19 protein-coding genes are annotated in these 22,074 nt (G+C 66.6%); 6 read left to right on the forward strand and 13 right to left on the reverse strand.

The window, feature by feature from the left end; genetic code table 11:
* Positions 1 to 51: 51 nt before the first annotated feature.
* The 3 genes from C7438_RS08155 to C7438_RS08165 form a co-directional block, all read right to left on the reverse strand.
* Positions 52 to 870 (reverse strand): slipin family protein, encoded by an 819-nt coding sequence (locus C7438_RS08155; RefSeq protein WP_252393339.1) that lies wholly within the window; start codon positions 868 to 870, stop codon positions 52 to 54.
* A 53-nt stretch (positions 871 to 923) separates the two neighbouring features.
* Positions 924 to 2,378 carry an NfeD family protein gene (locus C7438_RS08160; RefSeq protein ID WP_121444875.1) on the reverse strand — a complete coding sequence of 485 codons (1,455 nt, stop codon included), beginning with the start codon at positions 2,376 to 2,378 and terminating at the stop codon, positions 924 to 926.
* A gap of 180 nt (positions 2,379 to 2,558) precedes the next feature.
* Positions 2,559 to 2,831, reverse strand: a complete 273-nt coding sequence (locus tag C7438_RS08165) for a hypothetical protein (protein ID WP_121444876.1) — start codon at positions 2,829 to 2,831, stop codon at positions 2,559 to 2,561.
* Positions 2,832 to 2,998: 167 nt separating this feature from the next.
* On the opposite strand from C7438_RS08165, the gene C7438_RS08170 reads away from it, so the two are divergent.
* The 5 genes from C7438_RS08170 (at position 2,999) to C7438_RS08185 (ending at position 7,594) form a co-directional block, all read left to right on the forward strand.
* Positions 2,999 to 3,997 carry a type I phosphomannose isomerase catalytic subunit gene (locus C7438_RS08170; protein WP_211322156.1) on the forward strand — a complete coding sequence of 333 codons (999 nt, stop codon included), beginning with the start codon at positions 2,999 to 3,001 and terminating at the stop codon, positions 3,995 to 3,997.
* Between the two features lie 61 nt (positions 3,998 to 4,058).
* A complete protein-coding gene (locus C7438_RS09175; RefSeq protein WP_170143656.1) occupies positions 4,059 to 4,682 on the forward strand; it encodes a hypothetical protein in 624 nt (207 codons plus the stop codon).
* 80 nt (positions 4,683 to 4,762) lie between these two features.
* Complete coding sequence (locus C7438_RS08175; RefSeq protein ID WP_170143657.1) at positions 4,763 to 5,536, forward strand: SDR family NAD(P)-dependent oxidoreductase; 774 nt, start codon at positions 4,763 to 4,765, stop codon at positions 5,534 to 5,536.
* Between the two features lie 169 nt (positions 5,537 to 5,705).
* A complete protein-coding gene (locus tag C7438_RS08180) occupies positions 5,706 to 6,380 on the forward strand; it encodes a peroxiredoxin (RefSeq protein ID WP_121444879.1) in 675 nt (224 codons plus the stop codon).
* 122 nt (positions 6,381 to 6,502) lie between these two features.
* Entirely contained in the window at positions 6,503 to 7,594 is a 1,092-nt protein-coding gene (locus tag C7438_RS08185) for a M20/M25/M40 family metallo-hydrolase (protein ID WP_170143658.1), read from the forward strand.
* A 127-nt stretch (positions 7,595 to 7,721) separates the two neighbouring features.
* Here the strand turns inward: C7438_RS08185 and C7438_RS08190 are convergent, their stop codons facing one another.
* The gene (locus C7438_RS08190; protein WP_121444881.1) at positions 7,722 to 8,312 is read right to left on the reverse strand and encodes a GNAT family N-acetyltransferase; all 591 of its coding nucleotides are present in this window, start codon (positions 8,310 to 8,312) and stop codon (positions 7,722 to 7,724) included.
* A gap of 306 nt (positions 8,313 to 8,618) precedes the next feature.
* On the opposite strand from C7438_RS08190, the gene C7438_RS08195 reads away from it, so the two are divergent.
* Positions 8,619 to 9,269 carry a rhodanese-like domain-containing protein gene (locus tag C7438_RS08195; RefSeq protein ID WP_121444882.1) on the forward strand — a complete coding sequence of 217 codons (651 nt, stop codon included), beginning with the start codon at positions 8,619 to 8,621 and terminating at the stop codon, positions 9,267 to 9,269.
* Between the two features lie 64 nt (positions 9,270 to 9,333).
* On the opposite strand, the gene helD is transcribed toward C7438_RS08195, so the two are convergent.
* The 9 genes from helD to C7438_RS08240 all read right to left on the reverse strand — a co-directional run bounded on the left by helD (position 9,334) and on the right by C7438_RS08240 (position 22,042).
* A complete protein-coding gene (gene helD / locus C7438_RS08200; RefSeq protein WP_121444883.1) occupies positions 9,334 to 11,730 on the reverse strand; it encodes an RNA polymerase recycling motor HelD in 2,397 nt (798 codons plus the stop codon).
* Between the two features lie 199 nt (positions 11,731 to 11,929).
* Positions 11,930 to 12,913: a signal recognition particle-docking protein FtsY gene (gene ftsY / locus C7438_RS08205; protein WP_245956595.1), complete on the reverse strand. Its 984-nt coding sequence runs from the start codon at positions 12,911 to 12,913 to the stop codon at positions 11,930 to 11,932.
* Positions 12,914 to 13,009: 96 nt separating this feature from the next.
* Entirely contained in the window at positions 13,010 to 16,588 is a 3,579-nt protein-coding gene (gene smc / locus C7438_RS08210; RefSeq protein ID WP_170143659.1) for a chromosome segregation protein SMC, read from the reverse strand.
* A 51-nt stretch (positions 16,589 to 16,639) separates the two neighbouring features.
* Positions 16,640 to 17,395: a ribonuclease III gene (gene rnc, locus C7438_RS08215; RefSeq protein WP_245956596.1), complete on the reverse strand. Its 756-nt coding sequence runs from the start codon at positions 17,393 to 17,395 to the stop codon at positions 16,640 to 16,642.
* Positions 17,392 to 18,681 carry a beta-ketoacyl-ACP synthase II gene (fabF, locus tag C7438_RS08220; RefSeq protein WP_121444963.1) on the reverse strand — a complete coding sequence of 430 codons (1,290 nt, stop codon included), beginning with the start codon at positions 18,679 to 18,681 and terminating at the stop codon, positions 17,392 to 17,394. Before fabF ends, rnc begins: the two co-directional genes overlap by 4 nt.
* 208 nt (positions 18,682 to 18,889) lie before the next feature.
* Positions 18,890 to 19,132, reverse strand: a complete 243-nt coding sequence (acpP, locus tag C7438_RS08225; protein ID WP_121444886.1) for an acyl carrier protein — start codon at positions 19,130 to 19,132, stop codon at positions 18,890 to 18,892.
* 83 nt (positions 19,133 to 19,215) lie between these two features.
* The gene (fabG, locus tag C7438_RS08230) at positions 19,216 to 19,953 is read right to left on the reverse strand and encodes a 3-oxoacyl-[acyl-carrier-protein] reductase (protein ID WP_252393341.1); all 738 of its coding nucleotides are present in this window, start codon (positions 19,951 to 19,953) and stop codon (positions 19,216 to 19,218) included.
* A 56-nt stretch (positions 19,954 to 20,009) separates the two neighbouring features.
* Positions 20,010 to 20,999, reverse strand: a complete 990-nt coding sequence (gene fabD / locus C7438_RS08235) for an ACP S-malonyltransferase (protein ID WP_121444887.1) — start codon at positions 20,997 to 20,999, stop codon at positions 20,010 to 20,012.
* Positions 20,996 to 22,042 carry a beta-ketoacyl-ACP synthase III gene (locus tag C7438_RS08240; RefSeq protein ID WP_121444888.1) on the reverse strand — a complete coding sequence of 349 codons (1,047 nt, stop codon included), beginning with the start codon at positions 22,040 to 22,042 and terminating at the stop codon, positions 20,996 to 20,998. Before C7438_RS08240 ends, fabD begins: the two co-directional genes overlap by 4 nt.
* Positions 22,043 to 22,074: the final 32 nt, after the last annotated feature.

The following is a 22,074-nucleotide window of genomic DNA, read 5'->3' on the forward strand; positions in this document are numbered from 1 at the left end:
GCGACTCCCGGCTCTTTTTGGCTGTCCGAAGGCAGGTGCGCTCGCCTTCCCTCACTCCGGTCGAATCGGGGGCTCTCCTTCCGCCGGCGCCGAAGGCGGAGAAGGTGCGGGGCGCATAGAACCCAGGATCCCCTGAAACGCCGCTTCGAGGTTGATCGGGAAGACGATCACCGTACTGCGCTCGGAAGCGATCTCCCGCAAGGTTTGCAGATACCTCAAGATGATCGCGTTCGGATCTTGGGAGATGAGGCGAGCGGCGTCTACGAGACGGTTGGCCGCCTGGAATTCCCCGTCTGCGAGGATGATCTTGGCGCGGCGTTCGCGTTCTGCCTCTGCTTGGGCGGCGATCGCCCGCTGCATCCCGGCGGGGAGCTCGATGTCGCGGATCTCCACCGTGCTCACCTTGACCCCCCAAGGCTCCGTCCCCTCGTCGATGATCTCCCGAAGCCGCGAGTTCACCGCCTCGCGGTGGGCGAGGAGTTCGTCGAGGTCCGACTGCCCTACGACGCTCCGGAGGGTCGTCTGGGCGAGTTGGAACGTGGCGTGGTGCGGATTCATGACCATCACGACCGCCCGACCGGGGTTGATGATTCGGTAGTAGACCACGGCGTTCACCTTAATCGGGATGTTGTCGCGGGTGAGCGTCTCCTGCGTGGGAACCTCGATCGTGATCACGCGCGTATCGATCGGCACCGCCCGTTCGAGGAAGGGGATGATGTATACGATCCCCGGGCCGCGTTCGCCCACGTAGCGCCCCAGGCGAAAGACGACGAGGCGTTCGTACTCCGACACGATGCGAAGACCCATGAGGAGAAAGATGACGGCGAAAACGAGTACGAGAAAAAACATGGAGACGAAGAGTTCCGCCACGGCATTCCCTCCTTCTTTTTCGGGTCCAAAATGTTCGGAGGCCTTCCGCGGGCTTAGGCGCGCGGGACTTCCGACACCGTGCCGTTCGGTCCTTCTGCCGTTTCAGAATGAGCCCCCTGGGACGTCCCCTTTCCCTCCGCGGTCACGCGCAAGGTAAGCCCTTCGACAGACACCACGTGCACAACCTCGCCCTTGCGCGCCGGGCGGTCAGATATAGCCCTCCAGTGCTCCCCTTCGAGAAAGACCTCGCCTATGGGGTCGAGGTCGCTCGTCACGACAGCTTCGCGGCCGATGAGCCCTTCCCGCCCCGTGACCACGCGGCGCCGCGCCCCGCGCACGGCGGCCGTCACGAGCAACGCCGCAACCGCCGCAAAGGCGAGGATCGTGCCGAAGACGATCCCCGGGCCCGGTCGGGGAGACGAGGGAATCCCGGGGGCGAAGAGGAAAAGGGAACCGAGGCCAAAGGCCAAGACCCCGCCTGTAGCCAAGAGCCCGTGGGAAGGGACAAAGAGCTCGAGGGCGAAAAAGAGAAGGCCGAGGAGTACGAGGGCGAGGGCGCTCCAGCGGGCCTCCAACGTCCCTAAACCGTAGAGGCCCAGGATGAGGGAAAGGCCGCCGAGGACGCCGGGGAAGATCGCGCCCGGATGGTAGAGTTCTACGAGGAGGCCGAGCATTCCCAAGCTCATGAGGAGATAGGCGATGTCCGGGTTGGAGAGGGCGAGAAGGATCTGTTCGGCGAAGGAAAGGCCGAGTTCCCGGGGTACGGCATGGCGCGTGTGCAGGACCGCGGGGCCCGCGGCCGTCACGACGTGCCGACCGTCGAGCTCCACAAGGAGGCTTTCGCGATTTGCCGCGACGAGGTCTACGAGGTGGAGTTCGCGCGCCTCTTCCGCCGTGTAGGATCGGCTTTCCGTCACGGCTTTCTCCGCCGCCTCCACGTTGCGCTCCCGCAAGGCGGCGATGCTCCGCATCCAGGCCGCGGCGTCTTCCGTGATCTTGCCCAGCATGACCTCGTCCCCCCCTTCCCCGCCGACGGTGACGGGATGGGCGGCGCCGATGCGCGTACCAGGCGCCATGGCGGCTACGTGGGCCGACATGGTGATGAACGCGCCTGCCGAAGCGGCGTACGTCCCAGGAGGCGTCACGTAGACGACCACGGGTACGGGGCTTTCGAGAATCGCCTCGACGATCTCCTGGGCGCTCGTCATGAGCCCGCCTGGAGTCGAAAGTTCGAGGAGGACGAAGGCCACGCCGTCCCGTTGGGCGACCTCGATTCCGCGGCGCACGTAGTCGGCAACCGGAGGGACGATGGGGGAACGAACCTGAAGGAGGACGTAAGACGGCGCATCGGACGGGCCGCCCGGCGTCGGCGAAGAGGTAGCCCCTACGGATGGAGCGAACGCCGCAAGCCAGACCACGAAGAGAAAGACGAGCACGGCCGCACGCCGCACGCCCCTTTGCGCCCAAAGCGCACGCACGGCCTTCCCTTCCCTCCGTTTCGGACGCATCCCCTCGCTTCCCTCCCCTCCCTCCCACTATAGCACACCGTACGTCGCAACTCTCCGCCGCATACGCTCCGTTGTCCCCCCGAAGTCTCGTGCGGCGAAAGGGTTGCCGGCACCCGCACGACAAAAAGGCGGCGGGATTTCTCCCGCCGCCCGAAGACCAAGCGGCCGTCCGACGCAGACTCAGGCCCGGTACGCCGCAGGGGCTACCCCTACCGGCCACGCCTCGGCACGCACACCGGGCGTCGCGTTGAGTTTGTCGAGGAGGTTCCGGAGCTCTTCCTCCGTCGTTTCGGCTACGTAGGTCATGAGCCCGTGCTTCCCATCGGGGTACGGGCAGCCCTGCCGGCATACGAACACGTGGGTGAACTCTGCGAGGACTTTTTGGAGTTCCACCGAGTGCTCCTTGCGGTTATCTACGAGGGTGGCTACGATATACACGCGCTTCTCCGCCATCGCTTCCACCTCCCTTCATGGGCGGATTGCGGGAAGGATGTTTCGCTTCTTTTGGTAGACTTCCCAGTATCATCCTATCCCATACTTGGCCATGGGACAAGGGGGCATCACCGCGTACCTTCGAAACGTGGTACAATGAACGCACGAAGGGGGGATTTTCCCTGAACGTGGAAGCGTATCCGCTTCGCCTCGAACCCCTTCTCGTCGAACGCCCGTGGGGCGGGGCTCTGCTCACCCAGCTCTTTCCCGGAGCCCCTCGGCGGGGGAACGGCAAAAACCCCGTAGGCGAGGCGTGGGTCCTCTCCGACCACCCTTCCCACGCGAGCCGCATCGTAGGCGGCCCGCTGGCGGGGCGAACCCTACGGGAATTCGTCCGCGATTTTCCCCACGCCGCCTTCGGCGCCTGTGCGTCGCCCGGACCCGACGGACGCTTTCCGCTTCTCGTGAAGTTCATCGAGGCGGCGGCGGACCTTTCCGTTCAAGTCCACCCGGACGACGCCTACGCCCTCGAGCACGAAGGAGATCTCGGAAAGAGCGAGGCGTGGTACTTCCTCCGCACGAATCCCGCGGGTACCGTGATCGCGGGGCATCGGTTTTCCGACCGCGAGACGTACTTCCGGGCCGTGCGCGAGGGACGCGTACGGGATTACCTCCTCACGGCCAGCGTCCGTCCCAAGACCTTTTTGTACATTCCCGCGGGAACCGTGCACGCCCTTCTCGCGGATACGGTCGTCGTGGAAATCCAAGAAGCGTCGGACGTGACCTACCGCATCTACGACTGGGACCGCATCGACCCCGCGACCGGCAAGGCGCGCGAGCTTCACGTGGAAAAAGCCGCGGACGTCCTCCGCTTCGAGACGGCCGGTACGGTCCCGGACGTCCGCGAGGGAGACATAGACACACCTTACTTCTTCGCCACGCGCTTCGCGCTCCCGCGGGGCGAACGCCTTTCCCTCGCGCCCGCCGCGCGGCGCTGTCCGCTCGTCCTCATAGGTGTGGAAGGCGAGGCGGACGTCGAGGCGGAAGGCGCGCCCGTCGAAAGGGAACTCTTGCGGGAGGGGACGACGGTCTTCCTCCCGGCAACGCTGGGGGAGACGACGGTCTTCGCCCGAAAAGATACGGAATTCCTCCTCGTAGAGCCGAAAACGCCGACGCGCGGAGCGTAAGCGCCGTCGGGGCTGAGGAAGGAGGTGAACGCTCGGCTCCTTTGCCCGAGCCGAGGATGCGATGCCATGGGATGAACAATTCGAACAGTGGATTGTAGACGCGTTTTGGCAGATGCTCGACGACCTCGAGGTGCACTACTCCGTATGGCCCGACCTCTTTGAGGTGACGCGGGAGCACCCCGAGCACTACGGGCGTACGGAGGAGGAACAAATCGAAAACTACATCCTCGACGCCCTCTACGACATCATGCAAAACGCCTGGTGGGAATCCATCTCCCCCGCCCAAGGCGAGGCCTTCTGGGAAGAGGCGAAGAACACCTTTTTCCTCGCCGCCCTGGAAACGCTTGAAGAGGTCATCGCCGAACCGATTCACCAGATGAACGAGGCCGCGTACCGCGCGGTAAAGCAGAGCTTCGAACCGCGCTTCCCCCTCAAGACGCCGCTCGGGGAGTTCATGCGCGTCTACGGAGAGGAAGGCCCCGACAGGTACGAAGACTACTCCGAACGGCTGCACGTCATGGCCTACGTCTGGACGACGCTCTTCTTCGCCCACCTCGAAGCCATCTACCCCAACGCCAAAAAAGCCGTGATCTTCGGTCCCCACTACCGCCGAAGCCAACTCCGGGTGATTACCCCGCGGAACAAGAGCAAGGGGCCGTCCTCTTCGCAAACCGGAGACTCCTGAGGCAATGCGAGAAAAGGGAGGTCGGGGAATGTCCGAGCGCGGCTACACGGCCATCACGGGCGCCACGGACGGGATCGGACGTGCCCTCGCCGAGCGCCTCGCCGTCCGAGGCGAGGCGCTCTTCGTTCACGGCCGCGACCGACTCAAGCTCGCTCGCCTTCGCGAGGAACTTCTGGCGCGCGGAGCCGCCGCTGTCCGCCTTTTCCGCCGCGGATCTCACTTCCCTCGAAGAAACCCGCGCTCTGGCGTGCGCAATCGCAGAAACGGCGAAGCCTCTGCGTCGGCTCGTCCTCAACGCAGGAACGTTCTATCCGACGCGCCGAGAAACGCCGGAAGGGTTCGAAGCGACGTTTGCGGTAAACGCCTTGAGCCCCTTCTGGCTGACCCTCGAGCTTGCGTGCCGCAGCGTCTACCCGGAGCAAATCCTCGCCGTGGCCTCCATGGCCCACGCCGAACGGCCGCAGACGGACGACCTCGACCTCAAGCGCGCCTACGACGGGTATCGGGCGTACGCCCTCTCCAAGCTCTACCTCATCGCCCTCACGTTCGAACTTGCCGAACGCCTTGCGCCCTTCGGTGTACGCGTAAACGCCGTTCATCCCGGAGTGATCGGGACGAAGCTCCTGCGCACGTACTGGGGGATCGGCGGCGCCCCCGTAGACGCGGGGGCGGGAAACCTCCTCGCCGTGCTCGAACAGGTCGAACGCCAGGGAATTACGGGCGGCTACTTTCACGAGCGGCTGCCGTCCCGCGCCCACGCCGCGGCGTACGACCTCCGCTTGCGCAAGGAACTCCTCGCGCACATCGAAAGGCAGACGGGCGGGTTTCCGTGTCCGCTCCCGTCTCCCCGCTGATTGCAAGCTTCGGCTCCGAGTCCCCTCTCCGTAGGACCGTATATCCGCACGCCGAAGGGAAACTCTATACTCGGCACGGAGAGTTCGCCCCTTGACGGCGTCTGCAGGGTGTGGTAGTGTTTCCCTTAGAGGCGATAATTCGTCTCAATCCAAAAATGGAGGGGTTTCAATGACACAGGAGGCACAGGTACAGCTCCAAGGGGAATCGGCTCCCTCGCTTCCGCGGATTGGCGAAAAGGCTCCCTATTTCGACGCCGTGACCTCGCACGGCCGGAAGACCCTCGACGACTACAAGGGGAAGTGGCTCATCCTCTTCTCTCACCCGGCGGACTTCACGCCCGTGTGCACGACGGAGTTCGTGGCACTCCAAAACCTCTACGCCGAGCTCAAGAAGCGGAACGTCGAGCTTCTTGGCCTCAGCATCGACAGCGTCTACTCGCACATCGCCTGGGTGCGGAACATCGAAGAAAAGCTCGGCGTCAAGATCGAGTTCCCGATCATCGCCGACCTCGACATGAAGGTCGCCAAGGCGTACGGGATGATCATGCCCGCCCAGTCCTCGACGAGCGCCGTACGCGCCCTCTTCGTCATCGACCCCGACCAAATCGTGCGCCTCATCCTCTACTACCCGATGGAAGTCGGGCGCAACATGGACGAGATCCTTCGCGTCGTCGACGCCCTGCAGGTGGCGACGAAGCACGGCGTGGCGCTTCCGGCAAACTGGCGTCCCGGGGACAAGGTCATCGTACCCCCACCCCAGACGCAGCAGGATGCGGAAAAGCGCGTGAAGGAGCCCGGTCTCGAGATCGTCGACTGGTACCTCTCGAAGAAGCCCCTCGCCTGACCCTTGCCCGACACGGGAGGGCACCGCGTGCGGTGCCCTCCTTTTTCGTCGTTTGTTTCGTGGTAGGATAAAATTGTTGGTTTTTCGCGTCTCTCTAACGGACGCCGGGAAAGGGGATGTCCATGCTCGCGTCCTTCCTCCTCACCCTGCAAGAAGCCGCCTGCCGCGACCCGGCGCGCGGCGCCGTCTCTCCCCTGCAGGCGGCCCTCATCGCCGCACGCCTTCCTTTGGAGGTACTCGAGTTGGGCGGGTTTCCGGCGCTCCTCGTTCCCCTGCACCCGCAGCCTCGGGGCCTTTTGAGCGTACACTACGACGTCGTTCCCTGCGATGTGCAAGGACCTCCGGCAACCCCCGCCGCCGACGAAACCCGTGTCCTGGGCCGTGGGAGCTCCGACGTGCTCGGCGCAGCAGCAGCCCTCGTGCTGGCCCTGCGGGACGCACGGGAGCGCTGGAGTTCTCCGCCGCCCCTATGGGTGGCATTCGTCGGCGACGAAGAATACGGGGGCACGGGATCGCGCCTTCTCGCCGAACGTCTGCCTTCGACCGTGCGCTGGAGCCTCGTCCTCGAACCGACGGAAGAGGCCTTCGCCTTTGCCTCTGCCGGATCCCTCGAAGTCCACATAGACGTCCAAGGGCGCGCGAGCCACGGGAGTACGCCCGAGGCCGGGGTGAACGCCGTACGCGAAGCCGTATACATCCTCGAACGCCTCGAAGGCGCCGTCGCCGAACTCGCCCGCCACGAAGATCCCACACGCAATCCCGTCCTCACGCCGCTCATGCTCGCGGGCGGAAGCGACGAACTCGTCATTCCGGAAACGGCGCGTCTCGTCGTCGACATCCGGATTCCGCCCGGAAGTTCGCCGCAGGAAATCCAAAAAGCCGTAGAGGCAGCCCTTGCCACCTACGGAGGACCCGCCCACCTAAAGACCGCGTTTCTCGACGACTGCGCGGGCGCCTGGGAAGTCGACCCCGAGGCGGAGGTAGGTCCCCTCCTACGCCGGTTGTACCGCGAAGCCGCGGGGCGGGAACCGAGCCTCGGCTTCATGCCCAGCTGGACGGACGCCCACGCCTACCACGCCCGCGGCCTCTACCCCGTGGTGTGGGGGCCAGGCCGTCTCGACGTCGCCCACACGGCACGCGAATTCGTGCAGCGAGACGCCCTCGAGCGGGCGTATCGTTTCCTCCTCGCCGTCCTCTCCCACTCATGGGATTGAGCGTGTTCCGTCGAACCGGCGACCATATAGCAAAAACGGGAGCGCTTCTGCGCTCCCGCCGCATTCGGTTTGCCCCTTCTTCGGACTGCCTTCCGTCCCTTCTGGTCTTCGCCCGAGGTCCGGGAGGTCACGCTTCCCCGCGAACGGGGACTTCCGCCACGTGCGCGTTGGGGAAAACGACTTCGGGCTCCCTACGGTACATCCGGAGCCATTTCCCCTGTACGGCCCCCGGGACGAACCCGTTTTTCACGTAGAAGGCCTTTGCGCGCTCGTTCTGTACCCCGACCCAGAGACCGACCTTCGCATGGCCGGCTTCGCGGAGGAAGGCGAGTCCGGCGGAAAAGAGGCTGCGTCCGACACCGCTTCCCTGGTACGCCGGGTCTACGACGAACTCGTGAATTTCCCCAATCGTCTCACCCGTCTCCTCGTCGCGCCAGGCCGGGTCGGCGGCGAGGAATCCGACCGGCCCAAGTGACGAAAAGGCGACAAAAAAACCGCCCCTCGTCGTGCGGCGCGCGAGCCAGGTGAGGTAGCGGTGGATCGCCTTCTCCTCCGTATACGCGTACTCGGGCAGAGAGGCGTACGCGCGCGCGTACACCTGCACCAAAAGGTCGCGAAGCGCCCGCTGACGCTCCGGCGTGAGGGATTCGAGGAAAAGTGGGTAGTTGCCGCCTGATCGCGGCTCTGTGCGCCTGGCTTCCGTACTGCCGGCGACCATGTTTGGATAACACCCCTTTGCGATGTTTATTATACCACGGGGCGCGCGATACGCATGCAGAAAAAATCCGAGGCCGAACTCTCCGGCGAAACTCGCGCAAGGCGTACGCCCGGCCCCGAAGGCGTTTGATGCGTTCTACCGGTATCTAAGGTTTCAACGCCCTCCTTGTTGCTCAAGGACGAATTTTGTCACAGATTTGTCCGTTTGTCTTCATGTGAACGTATTCTCTTTCACATAAGCCGGGTGTACCATGAGGGCGGAACCCTTCCCCGCCGCACATCCGAACGATGCGAAAGGGGGATTGTCATGCGAGCTTCGCCTTTCGGACGCGCGATGCGCGCGCTGTCCCTCCTCGGCCTTTCCTTCCTCATCGCCTTCGCCCTCGGAGCTTGCGGAAAGGCGGCCCAGGCTCCGGCGGAGCAGTCCCCGCCCGCGGGGTCGAGCACGGCCGCCGCGGACGTAAACAAGGCGAGCTGCAACGAACCGGAAATCCTCCTCAAGCGGACGAAGGCTGAGTTCGAGGCGATCCGACAGAACTTCAACACGGTTTGGGTGAAGCCGGACGTCGCCAAGGACCGCCTGGACGACTACCTCGTGATCGACCTGCGAAAACCCGAAGACTACGCCCAAGGACACCTCCGCGGCGCCCAAAACATTCCCTTCCCGCCGTTTGCCGCACCTGGAGAAGGGATCGGCGCCAAGATGGAGACGCTTCCCAAGGACAAGAAAATCCTCGTCTACTGCTACACAGGGCAGACGGGGGCGTTTACCACCGCCCTCCTCCGACTAAACGGCTTCGACGCCTACAACCTCGCCGGGGGATTCAACGCCTGGAAGGCAGCCAATCTCCCCCTCGAAGGGAGCGCACCGCAGGCGGGAAGCTCCTCCGGCGGAGGGCAAGCGGCACCCGCACCCGCTCCGGCGCCGTCCTCGGGCGGCGGTGGATGCGGCGGCTAAGCGGTTGTCCTTCTCAGTGGCGCCCGGGAGATTCCCGGGCGCCTTTTCGTTTGCCCGCCGCTGCCTATTCTCCTCGGGACACCACGCGAACGTGGCCCCGGGCGAGGGCCGCGGCGAGAAGGGGGCTCGGAGTGCCTAGGGCGAAGAGCTCCACGTCGTGCTTGGCGCGCATGAGGAGGGTGTAGAGGAGGCGGCGGTCGCGGTCTTCGCGGTAGCGCTCGCGGGAGACGTCGTACAGGAAGACGACGTCGAACTCGATCCCCTTGGCGAGGTAACTCGGCATGAGGACGACGCGCTCGCGCAAGGACGGCGTGTCGTGCCGCACCCGCTGGTAGGGAAACTTCCCCTTGAGGAACGCCTCGGCTTCGTCGCATTCCCACTGCGAACGGCAGAGGACGGCGACGAGGCCGTATCCGCGGCGCAGGGCGCGTTGCACCGCCGCGGCGATTCCCTCCGCCAAGTCCTCGCGCCGTTCGAAGAGGTGAAGTCGGGGGATTTCCCCGCTGCGCGCGAAGGGGACGAGGGAAAGCGGTTCGGCGAGGACGTCCTGGGCGAGGCGGGCGATTTCGCGCGTGCTCCGGTAACTGCGGCGGAGGCAGAGGGCGCGAAAGCCGGTCCGCTGCGCGGCGAGGAAGGCAAAGCCTTCTTCGTCGAGGAGGGAAGGCAGGCCGGAGATTTCCTGCGCCAGGTCGCCGAGAAGCGTGAAGTTCGCCCGGGGAAAGAGTCGGGAAAGCCAGGCGAAATCGAGCGGCGTGTAATCCTGCGCTTCGTCTACGACGACGAAGTGTACGCCGGACTCGCGCGGGAAGTCCCCTACGAGCTCGCGGAGGTAGACGTACGGGACGGCGTCTTCGAAGGTCATGCGTCCGCGGTCCAACGCGCGAAGCGTGGCCTCGCGCACCGCCGCCTGCGCCGACGGGGGAAAGGCGTCTTCCAAACCGGCGGTCGCCGCACGCCATATGTCGTCGGCGGCGTACAGGAGGCGGTAGAGGGCGGCCCAATCGAGAAAGCTCCGCCGCTCGAGGACGGATTCCACCTCGCGGCGGATCTCGTCCAAGAGGTCGTCCTTGAGGATTTCCTGCATGCGGGTTTCGAGGGTGGTCGGATCCCCGCGGCGCCGCGCCTTGAGGTAAGCGCGCTGTAGGCGCGTGCGCGATAGGTGGTGGAGGGCGTCCTCGAGCTCGGGAGAGGTGCGCAGCTTAGCGAGCTTCCGTTCGAGCTTCCGCCGCGCTCCCTCCGTCAGCGCGTAGAGCCGCGCCCGCGGCGAGGGATCGGAGGCGGTCCGCGCGGGTTCGCCGTCGCGCCCAAGGTAGAGGGCCGCGAGCTCTTCGGGAGAGAAGAGGAGGAAGTCCCGGACGCGAATCGGACGGAAGGGCGGAGCGATGCGGGCTACGATACGGGCAAAGCGGTCGAGAACGCGGACGAAGACGGGGGAACCCTTCCAGCGGAGCGCTTCCCTCCGCACGCCGTGTCGCGGATCGGAAGGATCGGTTTCCAAGAGGAACTCGTAGAGGGCTTCCGGCGGTTCTACCTCGACGTCGGCACCGATGCGGCGGACGACGTACTCGAAGAACGTCCGCTGGAGCACGTTTTCTTCCCCGAGTTCCGGCAAGACGGAGGAGATGTACTCGCGGAAGAGGGGGTTTGGGGAGAGGACGAGCATTTGGTTCGCCCGGGCGCGCTCCCGGTGGCGGTAGAGGAGGTAGGCGAGGCGTTGGAGGGCGACGGAGGTCTTCCCGCTCCCCGCGACCCCCTGAACCACGACGAGGTCGTGGCGGTCGTCCCGGATCACGCTGTTTTGCTCTGCCTGAATCGTTTCGACGATCGCCCCCATCTCGGGACGCGCCCCGCGGCCGAGGACCTCTCGCAGGATGTCGTCCGTGACCGCGGCGCCGCTCACGTCAAACATCGCCCGCAGGCGGCCGCCGCGAATGTCGAACTGCCGCTTCTTCGTGAGCTCGCCTCGGATCTCCCCCGCCGGCGTCTCGTACGCCGCAGGACCGAGGACCCCTTCGTAAAAGAGCCCGGCGACGGGAGCGCGCCAGTCGAGGACGAGGTAGGCGTCAGTTTCCGCGTCGTAAAACGAACGACGGCCGATGTAGTAGCGTTCCGCCTCCGCGGACCCTTCCTCGCGAAAGTCTACGCGGCCGAAGTACGGCGAGGAGAGGAGGCGGAGGAGGGACTTTGCCTCCTCGCCGGACAGATGAACCCGCTTTTCGAGTTCGGCGACGACGGCGGACTGCTGAAGGATGTCGGCAAAGCTCTCGAGTACGTCGGTGCTCTCGTCGATGCCGAGGGATACGTCTTCCCATAGGGACGCGAGAAGCGCGTCGACGTCTTCTCGTCTCTGTCCGGCCTCTTCTTCCAGACGTAGGACCGCTTCGCGTATGCGTGCGGTCACGTAGGCGAGGCGGCGTTCCTCTTCCTCCCACTCCTCACGCCATCCGGGATAAGGCTCCATCTCTCTCACCCCCTTTCCCACGTACGTACAGGGTTGCCCGCGGCAGTATTTGATTCTCCGGCTACGATCGGCCCTTTCCCACGTACGTACGGGGTTGCCCGTGCTCCGCCCGCCTAGGCGTCGGCACGTCCCCCTTTCTCACGTACGTACGGGGTTGCCGCACGAAGTGCGGGCGATACGGCGTTGTTTTCGCTCCCTACTAAGGCGTCCGCCCTTCCCCCTCGCCGAAAAGCCCAGCGACGAAGGCGGCCGGGGAAAAGTCCAAGAGGTCCTCTCTACCTTCCCCTACGCCGACGAGCTTTACGGGAATGTCCAGTTCCTTTTGAATCGTGACGACCACGCCGCCGCGCGCCGTGCCGTCGAGCTTCGTCACGGCGATTCCCGTCACGCGGGCAGCTTCGAGAAACACTTCCGCCTGACGAAGGCCGTTTTGCCCGGTCGTTCCGTCGAGGACGAGGAGGACCTCGTGCGGCGCTCCGGGGAGCTTTTGGCCGACGACGCGGACGATCTTTCGGAGTTCATTCATGAGGTGCTGTTTCGCGTGAAGTCGCCCCGCCGTGTCGCCGAGGACGACGTCGTAGCCTTCGCGCTGCGCGCGGTCAACGGCCTCGTAGAGAACGGCCGCCGGATCCGCCCCTTCCTCCCGGGCGACGACGTCCGCGCCCACGCGCTCCCCCCAAAGGCGGAGCTGGTCGATCGCACCGGCACGAAACGTGTCTCCTGCGGCGAGGAGTACGCGCTTCCCTTCTCCCTTCAGGCGGTAGGCGAGCTTTCCGAGCGTCGTGGTCTTTCCCGTCCCGTTTACGCCGACAAACAGGATGACGGTCGGACCTTCGGGGGCAAAGGTGAGGCGAAAGCGGCTCTCGTCGTCGCCGAATACCTCGAGGATTCGGGCGGCGAGCGCTTCGCGCACCTCTTCCGGCGTGGTGAGCCCCTTCTTGCGCACGTCGGCGCGCAAGGACTCCACGAGCCAGGCGCTGGTCTTTACGCCCACGTCTGCGGCGATGAGGATCTCCTCGAGCTCGAGGAAGAAGTCGTCGTCGAAGGCCGCCCGACGGCGGAAGAGCCCCTCCAAGGGATCTACGAGCGCGTGCCGCGTCTTGGCGAGCCCGCGGCCGAAGGCGCTCCCGATCTTCTCCCCCGCATCGCCCAGGGTGCGGCGCAAGCGATCCCAAAGTCCCACAAAAACCCACCTCCGCGTCACCGGCCGTTTTCCCGGTCTCATCCCGCGCCCGGATGCGCCTTTCGTTCGCGCTCCTCCCCCAAGCAGCCCTACGGCCTACGGAGAAGTGCGGAGGGTCACCTCCGCTTCTTCGTCTACGTCTTCGAGGGAGACGGAGAGGATTCGGCTCGTGCCGTCGTCGTCCAAAACGACGCCGTAGAGGACGTCGGCAAAGGCCATCGTCTTTTTCCGATGCGTGATCACGAGGAGCTGCGTCCGTTCGCGAAAGCGGCGAAGGAGTTCGCCAAAGCGCCCGAGGTTTCCCTCGTCCAAAGCGGCCTCCGCTTCGTCGAGGATCACGAACGGCACCTCGCGCACCTGAAGGAAGGCGAAGAGAAGCGCCAGGGCCGCCATAGCCCTCTCGCCACCGGAGAGGAGCGTAAGCGGCATGCGCCGTTTGCCGGGCGGCTCGAGGACGACCTCTACGCCGCCCTCCAGAGGATGCGCGGGATCCGTCAGGACGAGATACCCTTGCCCGCCGCCGAAGAGAAAGGCCACGTGTTCGCGAAAGGCGGCGTCCACGCGCGCAAAGGCTTCGCGAAACCGCTCCTCCATCTCCCGCTCGAGCCGCCGGAGGAGTTCCGTGAGGCGCCGTTTCCCCGCCTCGAGATCCTCGAGGCTTGCGGAAAGCTCCTCCATGCGGCGCTCGATGCGCGCCTCTTCCTCGAGCACGTACGTGTTTACCGACCCGAGTTCGGCGAGGGCGGTTTCGAGGGAGGCGAGCCGTTCTCGGGCCGCCGGAACCTCGTCGTCCGACAGCGGTGCGTAGCGCTCGCGCGCCGCCTCCGGAGGTAGGCGGAGCGTCGCGCGCAGGCGATTCCGCACTTCCTCGGCGCGGAGTTCCGCCTCGCGCGCGCGGGAAGCGTGTGCCTCGCGCCGGCGCACGAGTTCTACGCGGGCGGCGTCCACGCGGCGAAGCCGTTCCTCCGCCTCCTCCGCACGGCGACGGACGGCGTGCAGGGCCGCGTCGTAGCCCGCGAGAACGCGCTTCCTCTGCTCGAGTTCCCCGTCGTACCGCACCAGTTCATCGGCGTACGAGCGGACTCGTTCCGCCTGCGCCCGGACGTGTCTCTTCCCCTCGCGGTAGGCTTCCCAGGTTCGCGCAATTTCGTCCCGAAGAGAGGCCGCAACCCTTTCGAGGTCCGCAAGCGCGCGCGCGTTTGCTTCGGACTTTTCTTCGAGCCGCGCCCGGCGGATCCGAAGCTCCCCCTGTCGCCTGTGAAACTCCTCTCGTTCCCGCCGCCGGCGCTCCGCCTCGCGGGCGCGTTCTGCGAGTTCCGCGGCGAGGGAAGTTTCCTCCGCCTCCGCCCGGACCAGTCCCGCCCGAATTTCGGCGAGTTCTCGCTTCAAGTCGGAACGCGTAGCCTCCGAGAGCGCGAGTTCCTCGTCCGCAGCCCGAAGCTCCGCCGCGAGGACTTCCGCTTCCCGCTGCGCCCGCAGGACCTCTTCCCGGCGATCCCGCTCCTCCTCCTGAAGGGAAAAAAGCCGAGCACGAAGCTCCTCTTCGGCGCGCGCGTTCGTTTCCTCGGCGGCGCGGAGTTCTTCCGTAGCTCGGAGGATCTCGCCGTGTTCCGACTCTGCCCGGCGGAGTTCGGCTTCCGCGGCGCGCAAGACCTGCTCCGGCGGGAAGGAGGTGCGGCCACCGCGTCCGCGCGGTCTCGGCGCCCCTCCCGTCATCGCTCCGCCGGGATGGACGACGTCGCCTTCGGGCGTGACGACGCGCGTGCGAAAGCCCAAGAGGCGGGCCGCCTGGGTGGCCGCCGCGAGCGTTTCGGCGAGCACCACCTGTCCGAGGAGGTGGCGGACGACTACGGCGTAGCGCGGTTCGGTGCGCACCCATTCGGCAAGGACGCCGCGCACCCCGGGTACGCGGGCGAGAAGATCCCGCTCGCGCGGCGGAAGCTCCCGCGGCCGGAGGGTGTCCAGAGGGAGAAAGGTCGCCCGTCCCTTTCCCCGCTCCTTCAAGAAGGCGATGGCGCGCCGCGCGTCGCCCTCGCTTTCCACGACGAGATGCTCCCACGCACCGCCCAAGGCGACGTCCACGGCGAGGCCCAACTCCTCCGGAACGTCGAGGAGGGAAGAGACGGTGCCCAAAATCCCGCCCAGTTCTTCCCGCGCCGCGAGGACGGCCCGCACGCCCTCTCCGTAGGCCAAAGAAGCCTGGTGGGCCAGTGCCGCCACGCGCGCCCGCAGCCGCTCGAGCTCCCGTTCCGCCTCGAGGAGCCGCGCCTCTGCCGTTCGGAGGGCGCGAGCCGTCTCCTCCCGCCTCTTCCTCCGTTCGGCCAGTTCCGCGCGCACCCGCTCGAGCTCCGCACGCACGCCGTCGAGTTCGGCCTTTGCCCTTTCGGCGGCGCGGAGGGCGCGGTCGTGCCGTTCGGTGAGCTCCTCCCGCTCCGCGAGAAGCTGACCGCGGCGACGGTCGAGGCGGGCGAGCTCTTCCTCGAGGCGTCGGAGTTCGCTTCGCAACCGGGCGGCTTCGCGCGCCGCGGCAAAGGCGCGGTCCTGAAGCTCGGGCAAAGGATCTCCGTCTTCCCCAAACGGCGCGGAAAGCTCGGACTCCTCGCGGGCGAGGGTCGCGAGCTCCGCGGCGAGCTCATCCCGTTCCGCCTTCGCCCGGACGAGGGCGGCGCGGACGTGCCGACGTTCGGCGAGCGCCTTGCGCAGTTCGTCGCGCATGCGGACGAGACCTTGCCGCCGCTCCGCGTCCGCAGCCTCGAGGGCGAGGAGGTCGCGCAAGACGGCCTCGCGGCGGGCGCGAAGGGACTCGTATTCCCCCTCCTCCCTGCGCTTCCCCGCCCGAAGGCGCTCTTCGGCGTCCCGGAGCCGGGAAAGCCGCTGCGCCAGCCGCGTGCCCTGCTCCCGCACGCGTTCCTCCGCCGCCTCGAGCGCCTGAGCCAGGCGAAAGGCTCGGGCCGCTTCCCGCTCGTGGCGCAAAAGCTCCGTGAGGAGGAGTCGGCCCTCGACCTCAGCGAGCTCCTCGCGAAGCGCGAGGTAGCGCCGCGCGCGCTCCGCCTCTTCCCGCAGAGGGGCACGCTCTTCCTCGAGGGCGGTCAAGAGATCGCGGACGCGGGTGAGGTTCGCCTCTACCTCCGCGAGGTCCGCCTCGGCCTCGCGCTTCCGTTCGCGGAAACGTCGGATGCCCGCGAGTTCCTCGAAGGCCGTACGCCGCGCCTCGGGACGTTCGGCGATGAGCGCGTCCACCTCTCCCTGCCCGACGATGGCAAAGGCCCCCTGCCCGAGCCCCGTGTCCAGGAAAAGGGTAGACAGATCCTTCAGGCGCACCGGAGACCCGTTGATCCACGCGGCGCTCTCCCCGTTGCGCAAGATCCTCCGCGTGACGGAAATCTCCTCGTAGGGCAGGGAAAAGAAGCCGTCGCGGTTGTCGAGGACGAGCGTGACCTCAGCGTAGCCGAGCCCCCGCCGCGCGGCGCTCCCCGAAAACACGAGGTCTTCGAGGCGGGAACCGCGCAGCGCGCGGGCGTTCGCCTCCCCAAGGACGAACCGCACGGCGTCGATGAGGTTGGACTTTCCGCTGCCGTTTGGACCGACGATGGCCGTTATCCCCGGCGCAAAGCGTACCCCGGTCTTCCGCCCGAAGGATTTAAAGCCGTAAAGCCAAAGTTCGCGCAGGCGCAAGCCTCCACCTCCCCGCGCGCTGCCGACGAGGAGCCCGGAGAGGATTCCGGGTCATTCCCCTCCGTCCCCCGCGTCGAGGTACGCCTCCACGCGTTCCAACGCCTCCCGAGCCGCCTGCTGCTCCGCCTCTTTCTTGGATCTTCCCGCTCCTCGCCCGATTTCCCTGCCGTTCAGGAGGACGACGGCGACAAAACGGCGGTTGTGGGCGGGGCCGCTTTCTTCAACGATCTCGTAGCTCAAGGCGTACTGCGTCCCGTACCGTTGGACGATTTCCTGGAGGAGGCTCTTGTAGTCCTGGTCGAGGCGAAATTCCCCCCGCTTCACGCGGGGAAACACGAGGACGTCCAAGAGGCGCCGGGCCGCCTCGAGCCCGCCGTCCAAGTAGACGGCCCCGATCACCGCCTCGAAGGCGTCGGCGAGGATCGAGGGGCGCTCACGTCCCCCGGAAAACTCCTCGCTGCGACCGAGGAGGAGGTACTCCTGTAGGCCGAGCTCGCGGGCGTAGAGGACAAGGGATTCCTCGCGGACGATCTGCGCCCGGAGCTTGGTCATCTCCCCTTCGGACAAGGGAGGCGCGAGGTGAAAGAGGAATTCAGAAACGAGGAGTTCGAGGACGGCGTCGCCGAGGAACTCCAGGCGTTCGTTATCCGGAGGCGCTTCCGCCGTTTCCTCCCAGTCGTGGGCGTAGGACGCGTGCGTGAGGGCTTCGCGGAAGAGCGCGCGATCGCGGACCGCAATTCCCCATGCGGTGAGGCGTGCGAGAAGGGCGTCGACGCTCGGCGTCGGGGCTTCCCAGTCTCCACTCACCGGGCTTCCTCCTCCGAACCTTCGTCTGCGCCAGTCGCACCGCCGCCCTCGTCGTAGCGCCTGAGGGCGAGGACCGCGTTTTGCCCGCCAAAGCCAAAGGAATTCGACAGCGCAACGCGGACGTCCGCACGCCGCGCGACGTTGGGCACGTAGTCGAGGTCGAGTTCTGGGTCGGGTTCCTCGAGGTTGATCGTCGGCGGTACGATTCCCGTCTTGAGCGTCATCACCGTCGCCGCAGCCTCCACGGCACCTGCCGCTCCGAGGAGGTGGCCGATCATCGACTTGTTCGAACTCACGAGGAGCCGGTAGGCGTGCTCGCCGAAGACCGATTTGATCGCCTTTGTCTCGCACCGGTCGTTGTATTCCGTGGCGGTTCCGTGGGCGTTCACGTAGTCCACGGCTTCCGGGGGAAGGGAGGCGTCGGCGAGGGCGTGGCGCATGGCCTCCGCCATTCCCCGGCCTTCGGGGGCGGGAGCCGTGATGTGGTAGGCATCGGCGCTCATTCCGAAACCCACGACTTCCGCGAGGATGGGTGCCTTGCGTGCGCGGGCGACGCTCAGACGCTCGAGAACGAGAACCCCCGCGCCCTCTCCGATGACGAAGCCGTCGCGACGACGGTCGAACGGTCGGCTCGCCCGTGGCGGATCGTCGTTGCGCGTGGACAGAGCCCGCGCCGCACCAAAGGCCGCAAAGGCGATCGGCCGCACGGCTGCCTCCGCTCCGCCGGCGAAGATGACGTCCGCCTTGTTCGCCCGGAGAAGCTCGTACGCGAGCCCGAGGGCGTGCGTCCCCGTCGCACATGCCGACACGGGGGCGAAGTTCGGCCCGCGGGCGCCGAGCTCGATGGCCACGTAGCCCGCAGGCATGTTCACGATCATCATGGGGACGAAAAACGGGCTTACGCGCCGCGGCCCGCGGGAGAAGAACGCGGAGAAGTTGTCTTCGAGGGTACCCATCCCCCCGACACCCGAACCGATGACGACGCCGACGCGTTCCGGGTCCCACGCTCCGGGATCGAGCTGCGCGTGGCGAAGCGCCATCTTGGCGGCGGCCACCGCAAAGAGGATCGTCCGGTCGAGGCGACGCGCCTCGCGGGCGTCCACCCACATCTCCGGATCGAACCCCTTTACCGTGCCCGCGATCTGCGTGGCGTACCCCGTGAGGTCGTAGTCCGTAACGCGCACAATCCCGCTCTTTCCGGCGACGAGGTTTTCCCAAAAGGTCTCCAAATCGTTTCCGATGGGCGTGACGACGCCCATCCCCGTGATCACGACGCGTTCCGACACCCGTACCACCCCTCTGCGCCAAGGCTCTCGCCGGAAAAACCCCTCCGGAAGCGCGAAGAGGGGGAAGGGCTTCCCTTCCCCCTCCCCGATCGGACGGGCCGCCGAACTTTCGGGCGGGAGCAAAGCCCGGCTTCCTTCCGGCAGAGTCCGCGTCCCCGCGGTCCCCGGGCCGCCTTCCTCCCGCAACCGCTCTTCCGGACGAAATGCCTCAGCCCTTGTGGTGCTTTTCAATATACTCGATCACGTCCTGCACAGTCTGGATCTTTTCCGCGTCTTCGTCCGAAATCTCGAGGCCGAAGGCGTCCTCGAGTTCCATGACGAGTTCCACGAGGTCCAGCGAGTCCGCCTTAAGGTCTTCGCGGAAACGAGACTCCGGCCGTACCTGGTCGGGCTCCACGTTGAGGCGTTCGACGATCACACCCTTGATCTTCTCGAAGAGTTCGTCGCTCATTGGGAAGGGCACCTCCTTGGGGGATTATACCACAGTCCGGGCAAGGCCCGCCCGACGCGCCAGAGGGCTCTAGCCTCCTTCGTCTACGTGACCATGCCCCCGTCGACGACGAGGACGTGCCCGGTGATGTACGCGGCGTCATCTCCGGCCAAGAAGCGCACGGCGCGCGCCACATCTTCGGGGGAACCGAAGCGCCCCGTAGGGATCAGGCGCAACAGCGCCTCCTTGGCCGCCTCGGGAAGCGACTCCGTCATGTCCGTCTGGATGTAGCCCGGAGCCACAGCGTTTACGGTGATCCCGCGGCTCGCGAGCTCCTTCGCCGCCGCCTTCGTGAGCCCGATGAGGCCAGCCTTCGCCGCGGCGTAATTCGCCTGACCCGGATTCCCTACGAGGCCGACGACGCTGGCGATGTTTACGATCCGCCCGCGGCGCGCGCGCACCATGTGCTTTGCGGCAGCGCGCATGAGATAGAAGGGCCCCGAAAGGTTCGTGCGGATGACCTCTTCCCACTCCTCGTCCTTCATGCGCAAGAGGAGGTTGTCGCGCGTGATCCCCGCGTTGTTCACGAGAATGTCCAACCTCCCGAAGCGCTCCAGGGCGAGGGAGACGAGACGATCCGCCTCCTCGGGCCGAGACACGTCCCCCTGCTCCGCAAGCGCTTCTGACCCCAAGCCACGGATTGCCTCCACCACGGCCTCCGCCGCGTCGCGCCGACCGCGGTAGACGACGAGCACGCGCGCCCCGCCCCGGGCGAGTTCGAGGGCGATCGCCCGCCCGATCCCCCGCGAGGCGCCGGTGACGAGGGCAACCCTCTCGGCCAGTTCCACGGATGTCACCTCCTTCGGGACCGCGTCCCGCTCGATCTTTCCCCAGCTCCTCACGACTCTTCCCGCACGCCTCCTGCGCTTCGGAGGCGATCCGCGACGGCTCGGGCCTCTGCCCACGAGGCGACGTTGTACAGAGAAAACCCGGGATCCGTCTTGCGCACGAGCCCCGTGAGGACGTTCCCCGGGCCCACCTCCACGATCGTCTCCACGCCGAGGTCGCGAAGGGCGCGAACCGTCTCCACCCACCGCACGGGGCGGACGAGCTGGTCGAGCAACGCCTCGCGAATTTCCGCGGCACTCCGCACGGGACGCGCCCAGGCGTTTACGAGGACGGGCACGGTGGGTTCCCCGAGGTCGATCTCGCGAAGGACCGCCTCCAACTCCTTTCGGGCCGGCGCCATATAGGACGAGTGAAAGGGCCCGGCGACGCGAAGGGGGACGACGCGCCGCGCGCCGAGCGCGAGAAGGCGTCGCCCCGCTTCTTCTACGCCCGCCGCACGTCCGGAGACGACCACCTGCTCCGGGGAATTCACGTTGGCCGCTTCCACGCCGAAATCCTCGCCGAGGGCGCTCACCTCTCGGCATACGGATTCCACGAGATCCGGGGAAAGACCGACCACGGCGGCCATCGTCCCCGGATTTTGCCGCGCCGCCTCCGCCATCGCCACCCCCCGGGCGTGTGTGAGGCGGATCCCCTGGGCGAAGTCGAACACGCCGGCGGCATAGAGCGCCGCGTACTCGCCCAGGCTGTGCCCGGCGACGACCGCGGGAGGAGGGGCACCGAGATCCCAGAGGACGTCGTAGAGAAGGGTCTCCACGAGGAAAAGCGCCGGCTGGAGGACGACGGTCTCCGTAAGCGCCGCTTCGGGGCCGCGAAGCACGAGTTCCGCAAAGGGAATCCCCGTAAGCTCTTCCGCCAAGCGGAAGCGCTCGCGCGCCCACGAAAACTCTTCCCAAAGGTCGCGCCCCATCCCCACCTTCTGCGCACCTTGGCCGGGAAAGACGTAGGCGACGGGAGGAACGGAGGATGCGCGGCTCACGGCTCCGTCTTCCCCCGCGCAAGCGCCGCCTCGAACTCTCCGGTCCTGAGCGGTGAGGGAACGCTCCAGCGAAGGACGGTGGCCGCCCACGTGAGCCCCCCACCGAAGGCGACGAGGAGCACGACGTTCCCCGGAGAAAGGCGGCCGGCGCGGTACGCTTCGTGAAGCGCCACGGGCGTCGAAGCGGCCGACATGTTGCCGTAGCGGTCGAGGTTGACCACGACCTTTTCCGGGGGGAGCTGAAAGCGCTCCTGCGCCGCGTCGATGATTCGGAGGTTGGCCTGGTGCGGAACGAGGAGGTCGAGGTCGTCCTTGGTGAGCCCCGCGCGCCGAAGGGCTTCCTCAGAGGCTTCCGCCATGATCCGCACGGCAAACTTAAAGACCTCGCGTCCGTTCATCTTGAGGAAGTGCTGGCGTTCCTCCACCGTGCGGTGGGATGCGGGAAGGCGCGACCCCCCGGCGGGAAGTACGAGGAGGTCAGCTCCCCCGCCGTCCGCCCCCAAGACGAAGGAGAGAAATCCGCCTTCGGCCACCGGTCCGACTACCGCGGCTCCCGCGCCGTCCCCGAAGAGGACGGCCGTGGTGCGGTCTTCCCAGTCCGTGATCCGCGAAAGGACTTCCGCACCGACCACGAGGACGTACCGCGCCCGACCAGACTCGACGAAGGAGGCGGCGACGGCAAGTCCGTAGATAAACCCCGAACACGCCGCAGACATGTCAAACGCCCAGGCGTTCCAGGCGCCGAGCCGACGCTGGAGGAGGGCGGCGGTGGAGGGAAACACGTGGTCCGGCGTGGTGGTCGCCACGAGGATCCCGTCCAGATCGGCCGCAGCAATCCCCGCCACGCGGAGTGCCTCTTCCGCCGCGGGAAAGGCGAGGTCGGAAGCCGCCTGGTCTTCCCGGGCGATGCGCCGTTCGCGGATCCCCGTGCGCGTCCGAATCCACTCGTCGGAGGTGTCCATTTTCCGCTCAAGGTCGAAATTCGTAAGCACCTGTTCGGGAACGTAGGCCCCCGTCCCGAGAATTCCCGCACGTACGGCCACGCGCTCACCCCCAACACGAACTCTCAGAAACC

Origin of the sequence: Brockia lithotrophica (assembly GCF_003633725.1) — a bacterium.
Taxonomy (GTDB): domain Bacteria; phylum Bacillota; class Bacilli; order Thermicanales; family DSM-22653; genus Brockia; species Brockia lithotrophica.